16 protein-coding genes and 2 pseudogenes are annotated in these 14,871 nt (G+C 59.9%); 11 read left to right on the forward strand and 7 right to left on the reverse strand.

Annotated elements, in window-relative coordinates:
• Nucleotides 1-7: 7 nt before the first annotated feature.
• Nucleotides 8-157 carry a helix-turn-helix domain-containing protein gene (locus C2U31_RS31225; RefSeq protein WP_199771030.1) on the reverse strand — a complete coding sequence of 50 codons (150 nt, stop codon included), beginning with the start codon at nucleotides 155-157 and terminating at the stop codon, nucleotides 8-10.
• Nucleotides 150-470 (reverse strand): annotated as a pseudogene (locus tag C2U31_RS12830) (PAS domain-containing protein); the annotation flags it as partial. The pseudogene C2U31_RS12830 and the gene C2U31_RS31225, both read right to left, overlap by 8 nt.
• Nucleotides 471-591: 121 nt before the next feature.
• Between C2U31_RS12830 and C2U31_RS12835 the strand changes: the two are divergent.
• The 3 genes and pseudogenes from C2U31_RS12835 to C2U31_RS12850 all read left to right on the forward strand — a co-directional run bounded on the left by C2U31_RS12835 (nucleotide 592) and on the right by C2U31_RS12850 (nucleotide 2,702).
• Nucleotides 592-1,296, forward strand: a complete 705-nt coding sequence (locus C2U31_RS12835; protein ID WP_001067855.1) for an IS6-like element IS26 family transposase — start codon at nucleotides 592-594, stop codon at nucleotides 1,294-1,296.
• Between the two features lie 39 nt (nucleotides 1,297-1,335).
• Nucleotides 1,336-1,434 (forward strand): annotated as a pseudogene (locus C2U31_RS12840) (AAA family ATPase); the annotation flags it as partial.
• Nucleotides 1,435-1,820: 386 nt separating this feature from the next.
• Nucleotides 1,821-2,702: a carbapenem-hydrolyzing class A beta-lactamase KPC-2 gene (locus C2U31_RS12850; RefSeq protein ID WP_004199234.1), complete on the forward strand. Its 882-nt coding sequence runs from the start codon at nucleotides 1,821-1,823 to the stop codon at nucleotides 2,700-2,702.
• 249 nt (nucleotides 2,703-2,951) lie between these two features.
• Here C2U31_RS12850 and C2U31_RS12855 read toward each other — a convergent pair whose 3' ends face one another.
• The 5 genes from C2U31_RS12855 to C2U31_RS12875 form a co-directional block, all read right to left on the reverse strand.
• Nucleotides 2,952-4,271, reverse strand: coding sequence for an IS1182-like element ISKpn6 family transposase (locus C2U31_RS12855; protein ID WP_004152397.1), 1,320 nt, complete (start codon nucleotides 4,269-4,271; stop codon nucleotides 2,952-2,954).
• A 133-nt stretch (nucleotides 4,272-4,404) separates the two neighbouring features.
• On the reverse strand, nucleotides 4,405-5,286 hold the full coding sequence (locus C2U31_RS12860; RefSeq protein ID WP_004199234.1) for a carbapenem-hydrolyzing class A beta-lactamase KPC-2: 882 nt from the start codon (nucleotides 5,284-5,286) through the stop codon (nucleotides 4,405-4,407).
• 51 nt (nucleotides 5,287-5,337) lie between these two features.
• Entirely contained in the window at nucleotides 5,338-5,745 is a 408-nt protein-coding gene (locus tag C2U31_RS30980; RefSeq protein ID WP_104444753.1) for an efflux RND transporter permease subunit, read from the reverse strand.
• Nucleotides 5,746-5,767: 22 nt separating this feature from the next.
• On the reverse strand, nucleotides 5,768-6,934 hold the full coding sequence (locus C2U31_RS12870) for an efflux RND transporter periplasmic adaptor subunit (protein WP_023123862.1): 1,167 nt from the start codon (nucleotides 6,932-6,934) through the stop codon (nucleotides 5,768-5,770).
• Nucleotides 6,934-7,569, reverse strand: coding sequence for a TetR/AcrR family transcriptional regulator (locus C2U31_RS12875; protein WP_022652140.1), 636 nt, complete (start codon nucleotides 7,567-7,569; stop codon nucleotides 6,934-6,936). The genes C2U31_RS12870 and C2U31_RS12875 overlap by 1 nt, the downstream gene beginning before the upstream one ends.
• A 109-nt stretch (nucleotides 7,570-7,678) precedes the next feature.
• On the opposite strand from C2U31_RS12875, the gene C2U31_RS12880 reads away from it, so the two are divergent.
• The 8 genes from C2U31_RS12880 (at nucleotide 7,679) to C2U31_RS12915 (ending at nucleotide 14,866) form a co-directional block, all read left to right on the forward strand.
• Nucleotides 7,679-9,103, forward strand: coding sequence for an efflux transporter outer membrane subunit (locus tag C2U31_RS12880; RefSeq protein ID WP_028699135.1), 1,425 nt, complete (start codon nucleotides 7,679-7,681; stop codon nucleotides 9,101-9,103).
• A gap of 74 nt (nucleotides 9,104-9,177) precedes the next feature.
• Nucleotides 9,178-10,122 (forward strand): LysR family transcriptional regulator, encoded by a 945-nt coding sequence (locus C2U31_RS12885; protein WP_004883081.1) that lies wholly within the window; start codon nucleotides 9,178-9,180, stop codon nucleotides 10,120-10,122.
• Nucleotides 10,119-10,394 carry an EexN family lipoprotein gene (locus tag C2U31_RS12890; RefSeq protein ID WP_004883082.1) on the forward strand — a complete coding sequence of 92 codons (276 nt, stop codon included), beginning with the start codon at nucleotides 10,119-10,121 and terminating at the stop codon, nucleotides 10,392-10,394. Before C2U31_RS12885 ends, C2U31_RS12890 begins: the two co-directional genes overlap by 4 nt.
• Before the next feature lie 282 nt (nucleotides 10,395-10,676).
• Nucleotides 10,677-12,692, forward strand: a complete 2,016-nt coding sequence (locus tag C2U31_RS12895; protein WP_004883083.1) for a conjugal transfer protein TraG — start codon at nucleotides 10,677-10,679, stop codon at nucleotides 12,690-12,692.
• Nucleotides 12,689-13,153 carry a ribbon-helix-helix protein, CopG family gene (locus tag C2U31_RS12900; protein ID WP_004883086.1) on the forward strand — a complete coding sequence of 155 codons (465 nt, stop codon included), beginning with the start codon at nucleotides 12,689-12,691 and terminating at the stop codon, nucleotides 13,151-13,153. Before C2U31_RS12895 ends, C2U31_RS12900 begins: the two co-directional genes overlap by 4 nt.
• Nucleotides 13,150-14,217, forward strand: coding sequence for a P-type conjugative transfer ATPase TrbB (trbB, locus tag C2U31_RS12905; RefSeq protein WP_004883088.1), 1,068 nt, complete (start codon nucleotides 13,150-13,152; stop codon nucleotides 14,215-14,217). Before C2U31_RS12900 ends, trbB begins: the two co-directional genes overlap by 4 nt.
• On the forward strand, nucleotides 14,214-14,597 hold the full coding sequence (locus C2U31_RS12910; protein ID WP_004883090.1) for a TrbC/VirB2 family protein: 384 nt from the start codon (nucleotides 14,214-14,216) through the stop codon (nucleotides 14,595-14,597). Before trbB ends, C2U31_RS12910 begins: the two co-directional genes overlap by 4 nt.
• Nucleotides 14,594-14,866 carry a VirB3 family type IV secretion system protein gene (locus C2U31_RS12915; protein WP_004883097.1) on the forward strand — a complete coding sequence of 91 codons (273 nt, stop codon included), beginning with the start codon at nucleotides 14,594-14,596 and terminating at the stop codon, nucleotides 14,864-14,866. Before C2U31_RS12910 ends, C2U31_RS12915 begins: the two co-directional genes overlap by 4 nt.
• Nucleotides 14,867-14,871 lie beyond the last annotated feature (5 nt).

Here is a 14,871-nt window from a genome sequence, read left to right on the forward strand (position 1 = left end):
ATGCGTATTAGATCTGGTGTTTCTTCAGCAAGGCACGTAGCTGATGATAAGTCAGACCCAGTAATTCAGCGGCTTTTTTCTGGTTAAATTTAGCCTGCTGTAAGCTGGTTTGTAGAAAGTCTTTCTCTTGCTGCTGCTGGAATTCACGCAGATCCAGCGTTAGCTATTGGCGTTACATAAGCACTTACCCAATAGTGGTCGCCATTTTTACAGCGATTTTTTACTAGCCCCATCCATGAGCGGCCAGATTTTAATGTACTCCACATATGCTCAAATGCAGCAGGCGGCATATCTGGGTGTCTTACGATGTTGTGAGGCTGGCCTAATAGTTCTTCCTCAGTGAAACCACTGATTTTAATGAAGTCAGGATTAACGTACGTGATATGGCTTTGAGGGGAGGTAGTCGAAAGAATATTGGCATCTTTTGGGAGTTCTAAGTTTCGACCCGTCACTGGTAAATTCTGGCGCATAAGAACCTCAAGGGTTGGCTGTTTTATTTTATTGTTTTCGGCATTAAGCCCAATTTCTGGCACTGTTGCAAATAGTCGGTGGTGATAAACTTATCATCCCCTTTTGCTGATGGAGCTGCACATGAACCCATTCAAAGGCCGGCATTTTCAGCGTGACATCATTCTGTGGGCCGTACGCTGGTACTGCAAATACGGCATCAGTTACCGTGAGCTGCAGGAGATGCTGGCTGAACGCGGAGTGAATGTCGATCACTCCACGATTTACCGCTGGGTTCAGCGTTATGCGCCTGAAATGGAAAAACGGCTGCGCTGGTACTGGCGTAACCCTTCCGATCTTTGCCCGTGGCACATGGATGAAACCTACGTGAAGGTCAATGGCCGCTGGGCGTATCTGTACCGGGCCGTCGACAGCCGGGGCCGCACTGTCGATTTTTATCTCTCCTCCCGTCGTAACAGCAAAGCTGCATACCGGTTTCTGGGTAAAATCCTCAACAACGTGAAGAAGTGGCAGATCCCGCGATTCATCAACACGGATAAAGCGCCCGCCTATGGTCGCGCGCTTGCTCTGCTCAAACGCGAAGGCCGGTGCCCGTCTGACGTTGAACACCGACAGATTAAGTACCGGAACAACGTGATTGAATGCGATCATGGCAAACTGAAACGGATAATCGGCGCCACGCTGGGATTTAAATCCATGAAGACGGCTTACGCCACCATCAAAGGTATTGAGGTGATGCGTGCACTACGCAAAGGCCAGGCCTCAGCATTTTATTATGGTGATCCCCTGGGCGAAATGCGCCTGGTAAGCAGAGTTTTTGAAATGTAAGGCCTTTGAATAAGACAAAAGGCTGCCTCATCGCTAACTTTGCAACAGTGCCATATCCTGACCCTGAGCGGCGAAAGCTACCGCTTGAAGGACAAGAGGAAGGCGGGAGTGGTCAGGAAAAATTCCAAACCCGAATGATCCAGGTGGGTCAGTATTACTTTGGTGATTCAGGGGTAAAGTGGGTCAGTTTTCAGTTGGTGTTGACACCGGCGTACCCTCGGTGCTATCTTCTCGCCCCAATAGTCGGGGCTTGGCCAGGACTTCCTGAGGCCGTCCGTAACGTGGATGCCGAGGTCAGGCGAGGTGGCCGACCCATGAACGCCGACCTGATTCGTTTTTCAATAGCGCTGGACGTTGTGGTGCCAGGGACTTACCAACCCGATGTGTGCCCATCCGGGGCAGTTACAGCCGTTACAGCCTCTGGAGAGGGAGCGGCTTGCCGCTCGGTGATAATCCCAGCTGTAGCGGCCTGATTACATCCGGCCGCTACACCTAGCTCCACCTTCAAACAAGGAATATCGTTGATGTCACTGTATCGCCGTCTAGTTCTGCTGTCTTGTCTCTCATGGCCGCTGGCTGGCTTTTCTGCCACCGCGCTGACCAACCTCGTCGCGGAACCATTCGCTAAACTCGAACAGGACTTTGGCGGCTCCATCGGTGTGTACGCGATGGATACCGGCTCAGGCGCAACTGTAAGTTACCGCGCTGAGGAGCGCTTCCCACTGTGCAGCTCATTCAAGGGCTTTCTTGCTGCCGCTGTGCTGGCTCGCAGCCAGCAGCAGGCCGGCTTGCTGGACACACCCATCCGTTACGGCAAAAATGCGCTGGTTCCGTGGTCACCCATCTCGGAAAAATATCTGACAACAGGCATGACGGTGGCGGAGCTGTCCGCGGCCGCCGTGCAATACAGTGATAACGCCGCCGCCAATTTGTTGCTGAAGGAGTTGGGCGGCCCGGCCGGGCTGACGGCCTTCATGCGCTCTATCGGCGATACCACGTTCCGTCTGGACCGCTGGGAGCTGGAGCTGAACTCCGCCATCCCAGGCGATGCGCGCGATACCTCATCGCCGCGCGCCGTGACGGAAAGCTTACAAAAACTGACACTGGGCTCTGCACTGGCTGCGCCGCAGCGGCAGCAGTTTGTTGATTGGCTAAAGGGAAACACGACCGGCAACCACCGCATCCGCGCGGCGGTGCCGGCAGACTGGGCAGTCGGAGACAAAACCGGAACCTGCGGAGTGTATGGCACGGCAAATGACTATGCCGTCGTCTGGCCCACTGGGCGCGCACCTATTGTGTTGGCCGTCTACACCCGGGCGCCTAACAAGGATGACAAGCACAGCGAGGCCGTCATCGCCGCTGCGGCTAGACTCGCGCTCGAGGGATTGGGCGTCAACGGGCAGTAAGGCTCTGAAAATCATCTATTGGCCCACCACCGCCGCCCTTGCGGGCGGCATGGATTACCAACCACTGTCACATTTAGGCTAGGAGTCTGCGCGGCAGAGCCGTGTGACCGGTTTTCTGTAGAGCACTGACGATGGCGGCGGCGCTCTCTGCAATTGGCAAGGCGTCGGCGCCAAGGATACCAATCTTGCGGCGCGCGGCGTGTTATGACGACTGGGGTGCATTTGAGCCGCCCCATTTAACCTTCGCCCTCACAGATACGCCATTCGCCTCAGATTTAGCGCCATGCAGACGAGCTTCCACTCGGCTTGCACCTTGTCCAGGCCCCTCATGCTGAACTGACGCAATCCCATCACCGCCTTGATCCAACCATTCGGAGCCTCCACGATCGACTTGCGCCGGCGGTAAGCTGCATCGCCTTGCTCCGTTTTCAATTTCGCCGCAATCGCCGCCGTATGCGGATGGGTCTTGGCATTGACCTTGGCATCTTCACGTCCCTCGCGGCCGAGGGCAACGATGACATCGCCGTGGTGATCGGCGACCTTTGCCAGAACAGCCTCACTACGGAATCCCGCATCCGCCAGCGTCTGGGCCGGCATTTCTCCGGTGTTGGCCTGAACTGCTGCCAGCATGCCCAGCAGCGCCTGACTGTCCGCGGCGCAGTTGGTCAACTCCGCCGCCACGATGATCTGGTGCTCGGCATCGACCGCTGTGTACCCGTTGTAGCTCTGCTCGGAGCCACCACCGGCGTGTTTCATGATCCGGCTGTCCGGATCGGTGAAGCTTTCCTGATCACGGTCATCCGGCACACCAAACTCGCGTTTGTACGAGCCACCGCCCTTGTCCGAGCCATCCGGATGGCGAGGCCGGCGGCCATCGTCTTCGCTGCGCCCCCGGGCCTGGTCCGCTTCACGCTGGCGCGCTTCCAGGCGCGCCTTTGCCGCCTGGATCGCCTCCAGGCGCTTCTCGCGGCGAGAAATCTCGGCAGGAATGTCCAGCTCCGGCTCGTTACGCTCCTGGTCGTCGGTAGCCTTGGCGCGATCAAGCAGCGCCTTGATCTCGCAATGCAATTCGTCCTCGGCCGGCTTCATGCGCTTATAGCTCATCGCCTTGTGGCGGCTGGCGTTGGCTTTTACCTTGGTGCCGTCGACCGCGATCGTGCCAAGCTTCACCAGCCCACATTCGCGCGCCAGTTGCACCACCTGAACGAACAAATTCTCAAGCTCGGTCAGGTGTAGGGCACGGAAGTCACTCAGCGTGCGGTGGGCCGGGAAGTTTCCAGCGGCCAGCACACGCAACGCGACATCCTCGTACAGCTTCCTGGCTAGTTTGCGCGAAGAGAAGACGCCGCTCGCGTAACCATAGATCAGCACTTTGACCATCATCGCCGGATGAAACGGCTGATTGCCCGGACCACCGCCGGCATACCGGGCGTGGAATGCGCTCAAGTCCAGCGTATCGACAGTCTCGCTGATGAAGTAGGCAAGATGCCCTTCAGGTAGCCACTCTCCCAGAGAAGGGGGCAGCAGATAGGATTGGTCGGGTCGGTAAGGAAGGTAACTGGCAGCCATCCCCGTATCGTCCTCGATCTTCCGCCGATTTGGCTTCTGCCGCGCAGGCTCCTAGCCTAAATGTGACAGTGGTTGGTAATCCATGCCGCCCGCAAGGGCGGCGGTGGTGGGCCAATAGATGATTTTCAGAGCCTTACTGCCCGTTGACGCCCAATCCCTCGAGCGCGAGTCTAGCCGCAGCGGCGATGACGGCCTCGCTGTGCTTGTCATCCTTGTTAGGCGCCCGGGTGTAGACGGCCAACACAATAGGTGCGCGCCCAGTGGGCCAGACGACGGCATAGTCATTTGCCGTGCCATACACTCCGCAGGTTCCGGTTTTGTCTCCGACTGCCCAGTCTGCCGGCACCGCCGCGCGGATGCGGTGGTTGCCGGTCGTGTTTCCCTTTAGCCAATCAACAAACTGCTGCCGCTGCGGCGCAGCCAGTGCAGAGCCCAGTGTCAGTTTTTGTAAGCTTTCCGTCACGGCGCGCGGCGATGAGGTATCGCGCGCATCGCCTGGGATGGCGGAGTTCAGCTCCAGCTCCCAGCGGTCCAGACGGAACGTGGTATCGCCGATAGAGCGCATGAAGGCCGTCAGCCCGGCCGGGCCGCCCAACTCCTTCAGCAACAAATTGGCGGCGGCGTTATCACTGTATTGCACGGCGGCCGCGGACAGCTCCGCCACCGTCATGCCTGTTGTCAGATATTTTTCCGAGATGGGTGACCACGGAACCAGCGCATTTTTGCCGTAACGGATGGGTGTGTCCAGCAAGCCGGCCTGCTGCTGGCTGCGAGCCAGCACAGCGGCAGCAAGAAAGCCCTTGAATGAGCTGCACAGTGGGAAGCGCTCCTCAGCGCGGTAACTTACAGTTGCGCCTGAGCCGGTATCCATCGCGTACACACCGATGGAGCCGCCAAAGTCCTGTTCGAGTTTAGCGAATGGTTCCGCGACGAGGTTGGTCAGCGCGGTGGCAGAAAAGCCAGCCAGCGGCCATGAGAGACAAGACAGCAGAACTAGACGGCGATACAGTGACATCAACGATATTCCTTGTTTGAAGGTGGAGCTAGGTGTAGCGGCCGGATGTAATCAGGCCGCTACAGCTGGGATTATCACCGAGCGGCAAGCCGCTCCCTCTCCAGAGGCTGTAACGGCTGTAACTGCCCCGGATGGGCACACATCGGGTTGGTAAGTCCCTGGCACCACAACGTCCAGCGCTATTGAAAAACGAATCAGGTCGGCGTTCATGGGTCGGCCACCTCGCCTGACCTCGGCCAGCTCCCGCAAACGCTCCTCGATCGGACGCGCGATCAACTGCTCAACACGTTCGGCTGGCATGCCAGGGTTCAGAACGGCAACAACCGCATCTCGAATCGTGACCGATGGCTCTTCCTGCGAAGGGAAATTGAGAAACGTGGCAATGCCGGCAACAAGAATGATGACCGCGGCAAGGTAGGTGAGTCTGCTGGCGCGCAGCGCCATTTCTGTGATCTTCATAGCGAAGTCTTCCTGTAGCGGGTCAGCGTCCGGCCAATTGGGTCGTGGCCTTGAGTGGGGTGACTTGTTGCTCGTTCGTCAGCCAACTCGCGCCAGCCGCGACTACCATCTCGCCGCGCTTCAGGCCGCCCACAACGCGAACGTTGTCGCCGCCTGGCTCGCTCTGGAATTGCACTTCCCGGCGGTGCACCTTCTTTCCGGTCACGTCATATACAAACACTGCGGCTTGTCCTGCTTTCTCACTGAGCACCAGTGCCGAATAGGGAAGCATCAGACGATCTGGTGAGGCATCCTTCGCTTCCGGTGCCTTCAGCAATACTTGAACGGCAGACCCGGGTCGAAGACTGCGCGCAAGAGTAGCATCTTGAGGAACGAGCACGACAGGTAAAAGTGAGCCATTTTCAGCACGCAAGCCGATGCGTTGTACCGAAGCACGAACGGGACTTGCTGACTCGCTCAGGCGCAGTTCGGCGACCTGCCCAATTTTGATATTTGCCGCCTGGGTCGTCGATGCAGTCGCAAGGACTTCTACGCCGCTGCGTAGTCCATCCACTTGAAGCACCGGCGCTCCGGCTGCAATATCTGTGAACGGCAGAGCGAGTTTCTCCGCGACGACGCCGTCGAATGGCGCATGAATGGCGGCCCCCCTTCGCGCACGCTCGGCAAGGCCGAATGCGGCCTTTGCATTGCGCACCTGGCCTTCAGCTGCAACCAACTGTGCTTTCACACTCTCGAATGCAGCCGGGGAGATTACGTTGCCCTCAAGCAGCCCCCTTTGCTGCGTTGTCTGCACGATTCTGTCTGCCAATGCGGCTTCCGCAGCAGCGAGTGTCGCCCGAGCCTGTTCTAGGCGGAGTTGCTCGGGCTGAACATCCAACTCAGCCAGAAGCTGTCCGCGAGAGAAGCGATCTCCCACGTCCACATGAAGCTTGCTGATACGCCCGCCAGTCTCGAACCCCAAGGTACTCCGCTCACTGGAGCGAGCTAGACCACTCAATTCAATGCGATTGGCCACAGAACCTACATCCCCCACCGTGAGCAGCTTGACCGCTCGCGGTGGATCGGAAGCAGGCTCCTTCTGACTACCACAGCCGGCAAGCGATGCGAGCAGAACAAACGCGAGGCCGACTTTCTGCATTTGCCAGGACTGGGATTTAAAGGGAGTGCAAGACACGGGAAGGCCTTTCATCAGCGTTTATCAATAGGGGTGAGTTCCAGTTCGCCGCGGGCGAGCGCCTGGAGGGTGTGCATGAGTCGAGAAAGGTCTTCGGCAGCAAACGTCGGAAAACCCATCATTTCGGCGAGGAAGACTCCGTCCAAGGCAAATAGAACGATTCCGGCGATATCGGTGCCGCGTGGAGATTTGCTCGCGTTCTCGTACTGCCTGCGGTACCAGCCGCGCACAGGCTCAAGCAGCGTGGGGTCTTCAGCCACGGCCGCCAGCAATGCAGCGCTCATCTTTTGCATCCCGCCGTCAGGCATAGCCGAGACCTGGCTGGATAGCCAAGGGTCTGGATCGCCGACGAATGGCAGCTCTCGCTCTTCCTGCCCGCCATCAAACGCCGAGACCTGGTCATCAATCATCGTGAGGAGCAGATCGCGCTTGGTCTTGAAGTGGTACAGGAACGCACCTTTGCTCATTCCTGCCCGTGCAACGACCGCGTCAAGCGTTAGGTGCCCGGCACCTCCCTCCATGACTACGTCACGCGCAGCTTGAAGGATGCGCTCCCGTGTTTGTTGCGCTTTCTTAGAGATGGAGGGGGCTTCAGCGCCGTTGTCCGCCGAATGCGACTCCTCTGGGCTTGATTTCATACGAGTTGCCATGGTGAAACTCCAAAGATGCTTGATTTATGAACCGTCTGGACGGTATAGTACACGCCATGAACTATGCCCGTCAAGACGGCCTCCTCAATTCACAACCTAGTGGCTCAACATGTCCGATCCCTACGCCCGCCGCGGCCTTACTGCTGTTGCATTCCTATCGATCACGCTTCTCGCCGCGTGCAGCCACTCGCCTCACAGGGTGGAGACATCACGCGTTGAGGTTCCGGCCAAATTCATGAACGAAGCGGGTCTGGCTGTGCAGCAGGTGCCAGCACAAGCACTCCCGGCCGAGTGGTGGACGGCGTACGGTGATCCGCTGATTGACGCGCTGGTGCGCAACGCGCTGGAGCACAACACCGATCTCGCTATTGCAAGAGCGCGGATTGATGAAGCTGTGGCGATCACCCGACGTACACGCGCTTCAATGTTCCCTAGCTTGGCGCTCACGCCCCAAGCAACGCGCGCGCGCGACTTTTCTTTGGCACCGACCATCAGCAGCGATGCCAGGCTTCCGCTGTCGGCTTCATGGGAAGTTGATCTAGCGGGCCGCCTCTCGCATGCCGCTGATGGCGCACGGATGGACGCAGTTGCTGTCGAACAGAACTGGTTCGCGACACGTTGGCAGATCGCCTTTGAGACAGTGTCCGCTGCACTGCAGCAGCGGCAGGCGGCAGAGCTGGAAGATCTGGCAAAAGAGCGACTTCAAGTCGCCGAGCGCCTTGAGCGTCTGACAGAGCAGAAGTTCAAGGCAGGTCAAGCTACGGGCTTTGACATTGAACGCACGCGTTCCGAGGTCATCGCCCTCCGGGTGGAGCAAGAGCAGTTGCGACGCGTACGCGGCGAAGCAACGCATGCCTTGGATGTGCTCGTTGGCCGGATTCCGGGGGCGCTTGGCAGCGGTCCTGCGCTTGCCTCTCTCACCATGCCCGATTGGACTCCCAGAAGCGTGCCAGGCGAATTGCTGCAGCAGCGCCCCGACGTCAGAGCCGCGCAGGCGCGTCTTGCAGCGGCGACGGCGCGATGGAACGCAGCAGAAGGCGAGCGGTTCCCCAAACTTGTGCTCGATTTGAGTGGTGGGCGCCAACGCTTCGAGAACAACGGAACACGTGTGGCAGGGAACATTTTCTCTCTGGGCTTGGGTGTGACGCTTCCGATCTTTGACGGTGGAGCAATACAAGCGGGAATCGACGAGGGCTCAGCACGCAGTCGCGGCGCACAGGCTGACCTGGAACGCACGGTTTTGCTTGCGCTTCAGGATGTGGAGAACGCTTATCTGGGCTGGCAGACCCAGCGGACTTCTCTGCAGCATCAGGTCGATGGTCTTGTCGTCGCTGATCGACTCCTTGACCGCAGTCGACGCCTCTTTGAGGCGGGACAGGTGGATGCGACCGTTGTTGCAGAAGCGGAGCGTGGCACCTTGTCCCAGCGAGCGGCTCTGGTCCGTGCTCGCGCCGACGCAGCCGTGCAATGGGGTGTTCTCGCTAAAGCGCTTTCTGGTTCGCCAGAGCATGTGAATCTGCAATCTTCACCCTGAGTCCTTGAGTTGGAAGAACGCAGCATGGCAGCGAGTTTTAAATACTGAATAGATCGACGATTAGTAGGGGACGCATGGAAATTCGACATCTACGTTGTTTTATGGCGCTCGCCGAGGAACTTCACTTCGCTCGCGCCGCTGCGAAACTGCATATTGAGCAGTCCCCACTGTCTCGCACGATCAAAGAACTCGAAGAGGAGTTAGGAGCACAGCTCTTTATTCGGAACACGAGAAGCACGCGTTTGACACGAGCTGGGTTGATGCTCATGGAGCACGCACCTCGGGTGTTCGCATCCTTGCAACAGGCGCGGGACTGCGTGAAGGCAGCAAAAAATGGCTTTCATGGACAACTCCGCGTCGCCTTGTCAGACGGCGCAACACTACTGTGCTTACCAGCCCTATTGGCGTTGTGTCGCGAGGAGGAGCCCGAGGTTGAGATTCGCTTTTTTGAGGTGCCACTATCCCAACAAATCAAAGGATTGCACGACGACCTGTATGACGTCGGCTTTGCACAGTCCGACGACGTAGGTGATGGAATCGTCGCACTTCCCGCGTGGACTGACACGCTTATGGTGGCGCTGCCAGCTCGGCATCCGTTGCTGGCTCTTAAGCGAATTCCATTGGATGAACTGCTGCGCTACCCGCTAGTGCTATCTGATCCTCAAGTGTGCGAGGGCCACGCCAAGCACATTGAGCGAGTACTTAGCCGGGCTGAAATGCAGCCTCTAGTTGCCGAGCGGGTTACCACTTTCGACCTGATGATGGCGTTGGTATCTGCCGGTTTTGCACTCGGACTTACAGGGGCTGCACACATTGCAGCCTCCCGAGAGCCAGGAGTCGTGGCGAGGCCGCTTTCGACACGCGTACCACCTTTGACGACCTATCTACTCAGACTTGAAGGCGATCCGTTTGACGAGCTTGCGCGCTTCATTCAGCGAGTACAGGCCATCGAATTGCCAGAGTTTCTCAGGTCAACAAAAAGCCGAAATCCCGATCTTCCGGAGGAATTGATGCCATGAGACTCGCCATCACGCTCGTCGCTGCAATGCTAGTCGCATGCGGTCAATCTGATAAACCGCACAAAGCCACTAGTGCAGAAAAGAAAACCCCGACAGTAGAAGAGCTGGTGGCAGACCCGGAACAGCTCAAGAAGTTGCGCCAGCAATGCAAGACGGATCGGCCTACTTTGGGCGAACTGCTTTGCAACCGGGTAGCGGAGGCAACACGTAAGCGGTTCTACGGTGACGGAAAAACGCCATACACACCGCCCAAAGAATCCCCCAAATTCTGAAATTCAGCAATTCAGCAATTCAGCAATTCAGCAATTCAGCAATTCAGCAATTCAGCAATTCGCTAGTCTGCCTGAATCTTCTGTTCGGCACGCTGATATTCGCCGGCGCTTACGGAGTCACTCCCTGGCTAGACACAGCGCGAATTCATTCTTTCTTATCGACCTTTCTGCCCCAAACGGTCTTTGACCGGCACTAAGCCAGCACCGATCCTGACGCCTGCGGCACATTTCTAAGCCGCGTTTCCCAAGGGAATCAGCGTAGGAGAGATTGGAGGCGGGGCTATGCAAGGTACGAATGTGCTGTTCGGTCAGATAGCCGTGGTATTCGGCATCGTGATCGCGGGTGTGTGGGGCGCCACACAATGGACGGCAGCAGCCCTTGGCTATCAGGTACGCCTTGGCTCCCCCTGGTTTGATTTCCTCGGCACACCGATCTACCTCCCGTGGAAGCTGTTTGAGTGGTGGTTCTTCTTCGATGCCTACGCGCCACGCGTTTTCGACACGGGCGGTGCCATAGCGGGTGGCAGTGGCTTGCTGGCGGTGGTGGTCGCAGTCTGCATGTCGATCTGGCGCTCTCGTCAATCACGCCTAGTCACGACCTATGGCTCGGCACGCTGGGCAAGTACGGAGGACATTCGCAAAGCCGGCCTTACGCAGCCGATCGGCGTGTTCCTCGGTCAGCACGATGGCAAGTACCTTCGGCATGAAGGCCCGGAACACATCCTCACTTTCGCGCCCACGCGCTCAGGCAAAGGCGTCGGCCTTGTGGTGCCGACGCTGCTTTCTTGGCCTGCATCCGCCGTAGTCCACGACATCAAGGGAGAGAATTGGCAGATCACCGCAGGTTGGCGCTCACGCTACTCACACTGCCTGCTGTTCAATCCGACCGATGCGAAGTCGGCGGCCTACAACCCGCTGCTAGAAGTTCGGCGCGGCGCACATGAAGTGCGTGACGTACAGAACATAGCCGACATTCTGGTCGATCCAGAAGGCGCGCTTGAGAAGCGCAACCATTGGGAGAAGACTTCGCACGCGCTGCTGGTCGGGGCCATCCTGCATGTGCTCTACGCGGGCGAGGACAAGACGCTGCGCGGCGTCGCCAATTTCCTCTCCGATCCGGCCAGCCCCTTCGAGCTGACCTTGCACCGGATGATGACCACACAGCACCTCGTGAACGTGGAAGGTGGTGGCCCGCATCCAGTCGTCGCTTCGGCGGCGCGCGAAGTGCTCAACAAGTCGGACAACGAGCGTTCCGGCGTGTTGAGCACCGCCATGTCGTTCCTGGGCCTCTACCGCGACCCCACGGTGGCCGAAGTCACCTCGCGCTGCGACTGGCGTATCGCCGACCTGATCGCGTCCGAGCATCCGGTGTCGCTTTATCTGGTAGTGCCACCTTCGGATATTTCGCGGACGAAACCGCTCATTCGCCTGATCCTCAACCAGATCGGCCGACGGCTCACCGAATCGCTCGACGGCAGCGACGGCATCGAACGCCGCCACAAGCTGCTGCTGATGCTCGATGAGTTCCCGGCGCTGGGCCGCCTGGACTTCTTCGAGACGGCGCTTGCCTTCATGGCGGGCTACGGAATCCGCAGTTTTCTTATCGCCCAATCGCTCAACCAGATCGACAAAGCCTACGGCCAGAACCATTCGATTCTGGATAACTGCCATGTCCGCGTGACGTTCGCCACCAACGATGAACGCACTGCGAAACGGATCTCCGAAACGCTTGGCACCGCTACCGAACTGCGCGCGCAGCGCAACTATGCCGGGCACAGATTGGCACCGTGGCTGGGGCACCTCATGGTGTCGCGGCAGGAGACGGCCCGCCCGCTACTGACGCCCGGTGAAGTGATGCAGCTTCCGACTGAGGAAGCTGTGGTGATGGTGTCCAGCGTGGCACCGATCAAGGCCAAGAAGCTGCGCTACTACGCCGACGCGAATTTCAAGAACCGCGTTTTACCGCCGCCTGTGCTCGCGGCCGGGCAATACGCGGACGCGCCACCGGCCCGGCCCGACGACTGGAGCGGCCTATCGATCCCAGCCGTGTCAACGGTCCGGGCTGCGGGCCTGTCCGGCGATGGCACAGGCACCGCCGATGACGGCGGCCCACGCCGACAGCCGGAGCTATCCGAAGTCAGCGAATACAGCCCCGAACCGCTGCTCGCCGGCCATGACCTGACTCTGCTCGATGACGACGACGACCTGCCGCTGCCGCTTCCCGGCCAGCTCGACCCGGCCATGCAGCGCACGGCCCGGCTGGCTTCCCTCGACCCCAACGACGGAATCGACTTATGAGCCAATACCGCCTCAATCTGTTCATTCAGCCCGAGCACGCCAAGCGTCTCGAAGAACTGGCCGCCAAGAAAGGCGTGTCCAAGTCGTCCATTGTCGCGGCGGCGCTCGCGTCGTGGCTATCGCCCGATGCTGGCGACCAGCGCGAGGCGGCCATCGCCAAGCGGCTCGATCGCCTGTCGCGGCAGGCCGAGCGCATGGAGCGCGACCAGAACATCCAGATCGAAACACTGGCGCTGTTCATCCGCTACTTCCTGACCGTCAGCACCCCGATTCCCGAAGCCCATCAGGACGCAGCTCGCGCCCAAGGCAAAGCGCGTTTCGAGCAATTCGTGGAGCGGCTCGGCCGCCACCTGCTGCGTGGCCGCAGCCTGGTGCGCGACGTTGTGGAAGAACTGCACCCAGACCCGGCGCGAATGGATGACGCGGAGGCACTGGCTGAAGCGCAGGAGCGTGCCTCATGAGCGCCATTCCGCAAACCCCGCCCGAACTCTCATCCGCCGCAACCTCTCTGGATCGCCGTATCCAGATGCTGCGCACGGCAATGGGGCCAGTCATCGCCGCTGCGCTGGCCGACCCCGACGTGGTGGAAATCATGCTCAACCCCGACCGCACCCTATGGGTGGATCGGTTGTCATCGGGCCGCATGCCGCTGGGCGTGGAGCTGTCCCAAGACGATGGCGAACGCATCATCCGGCTGGTGGCTGCGCACGTCGGCGCAGAGGTGCATCGCGGGCGGCCGCTGCTGACCGCCGAGCTGCCCGAAACCGGCGAGCGGTTCGAGGGCATCTTGCCGCCCGCAGCGCCCGGCCCAGCCTTCGCGCTGCGCAAGCGCGCCGTGAGCATCATCGGGCTGGATCGCTATGTGGCCGACGGCATCTTGACCACAGGCCAGGCCGAGTTCCTGCGCCGCGCCGTGCGTGAGCGCCAGAACATCCTGATCGCCGGGGCGACGAGCAGCGGCAAAACCACACTCGCCAATGCCTTGCTTGCGGAGATCGCCGCCACGGGCGACCGCGTGCTTGTGCTCGAAGACACCATCGAGCTGCAATGCGCAGCCCGCGACCATGTGCCGCTGCGCACCCGCGCTGGCGTCGTGTCTATGACCGAGCTGGTGCGGGCCACGATGCGCCTGCGCCCCGACCGCGTGATCGTCGGCGAGGTACGCGGCGGCGAAGCCCTGGACTTGGTTAAGGTGTGGGGCACCGGCCACCCCGGCGGCATCGCCACCATCCACGCCGGTTCCGCGCTGGGCGCGCTGCTGCGCCTCGAACAGTTGATTCTTGAAGTGGCGGTGAACCCACCGCGTGCGCTGATCGCCGAGGCGGTCAACGTCGTGATCCACATCGCCGGGCGTGGCCGCAAGCGCCGCGTCGAAAGCATCGCCCGTGTCGTCGGTTTCGACGGCACCGGCTATCGCCTGGCGGACGCGCTGGAAACACCGTTTCCCGAGCTGATGCCGGTTCCTCTCGCAGCCGATGCCGCTGCGCCTTCCTCGTCCCTTGACCTACCTGGAGAACTGCCATGACGCAGATGCACGTTCACGCTTTCCGTAATTCCGTAAATCCGGTTTCAACCATCGCACGCCTGCGGCGGCTGGCCGGCCCCGCGCACCACGGCCTGCTGCTGGCCGCAGTCATGCTGATGACGGCGGGCACGGCGAAGGCATCCGGCTCCTCGATGCCGTGGGAAGGCCCGCTGCAATCCATTCTGGAGTCGATTCAGGGGCCGGTGGCACGCATCGTCGCGGTCATCATCATCATCGCCACGGGCCTCGCGCTCGCCTTCGGCGACACGTCGGGCGGCTTTCGCAAGCTGATCCAGATCGTGTTCGGTTTGAGCATCGCGTTCGCCGCGTCCTCGTTCTTCCTGTCGTTCTTCAGCTTCTCCGGCGGGGCTGTCGTATGAGTGGCCCGGATAGCTTCGCGGCCGGCTTCGAGGTGCCGCTACATCGCTCGCTGACCGAGCCGCTCTTGATGGGCGGCGCACCGCGCACGGTGGCGATTGCCAACGGCACGCTAGCCGCTGCCGTCGGGCTGGGCCTGCAACTCTGGATTCCTGGCGTAGTGCTCTGGATCGTCGGTCACTCGCTGGCCGTGTGGGGCGCGAGGGTCGATCCGCAGTTCATGCAGGTCTTCGCCCGGCACATCAAGCACAAGCCGCTGCTGGACGTGTAGGAGAC

The sequence above is a fragment of the Achromobacter sp. AONIH1 genome, from assembly GCF_002902905.1.
In the GTDB taxonomy this organism is placed as follows: domain Bacteria; phylum Pseudomonadota; class Gammaproteobacteria; order Burkholderiales; family Burkholderiaceae_B; genus Achromobacter.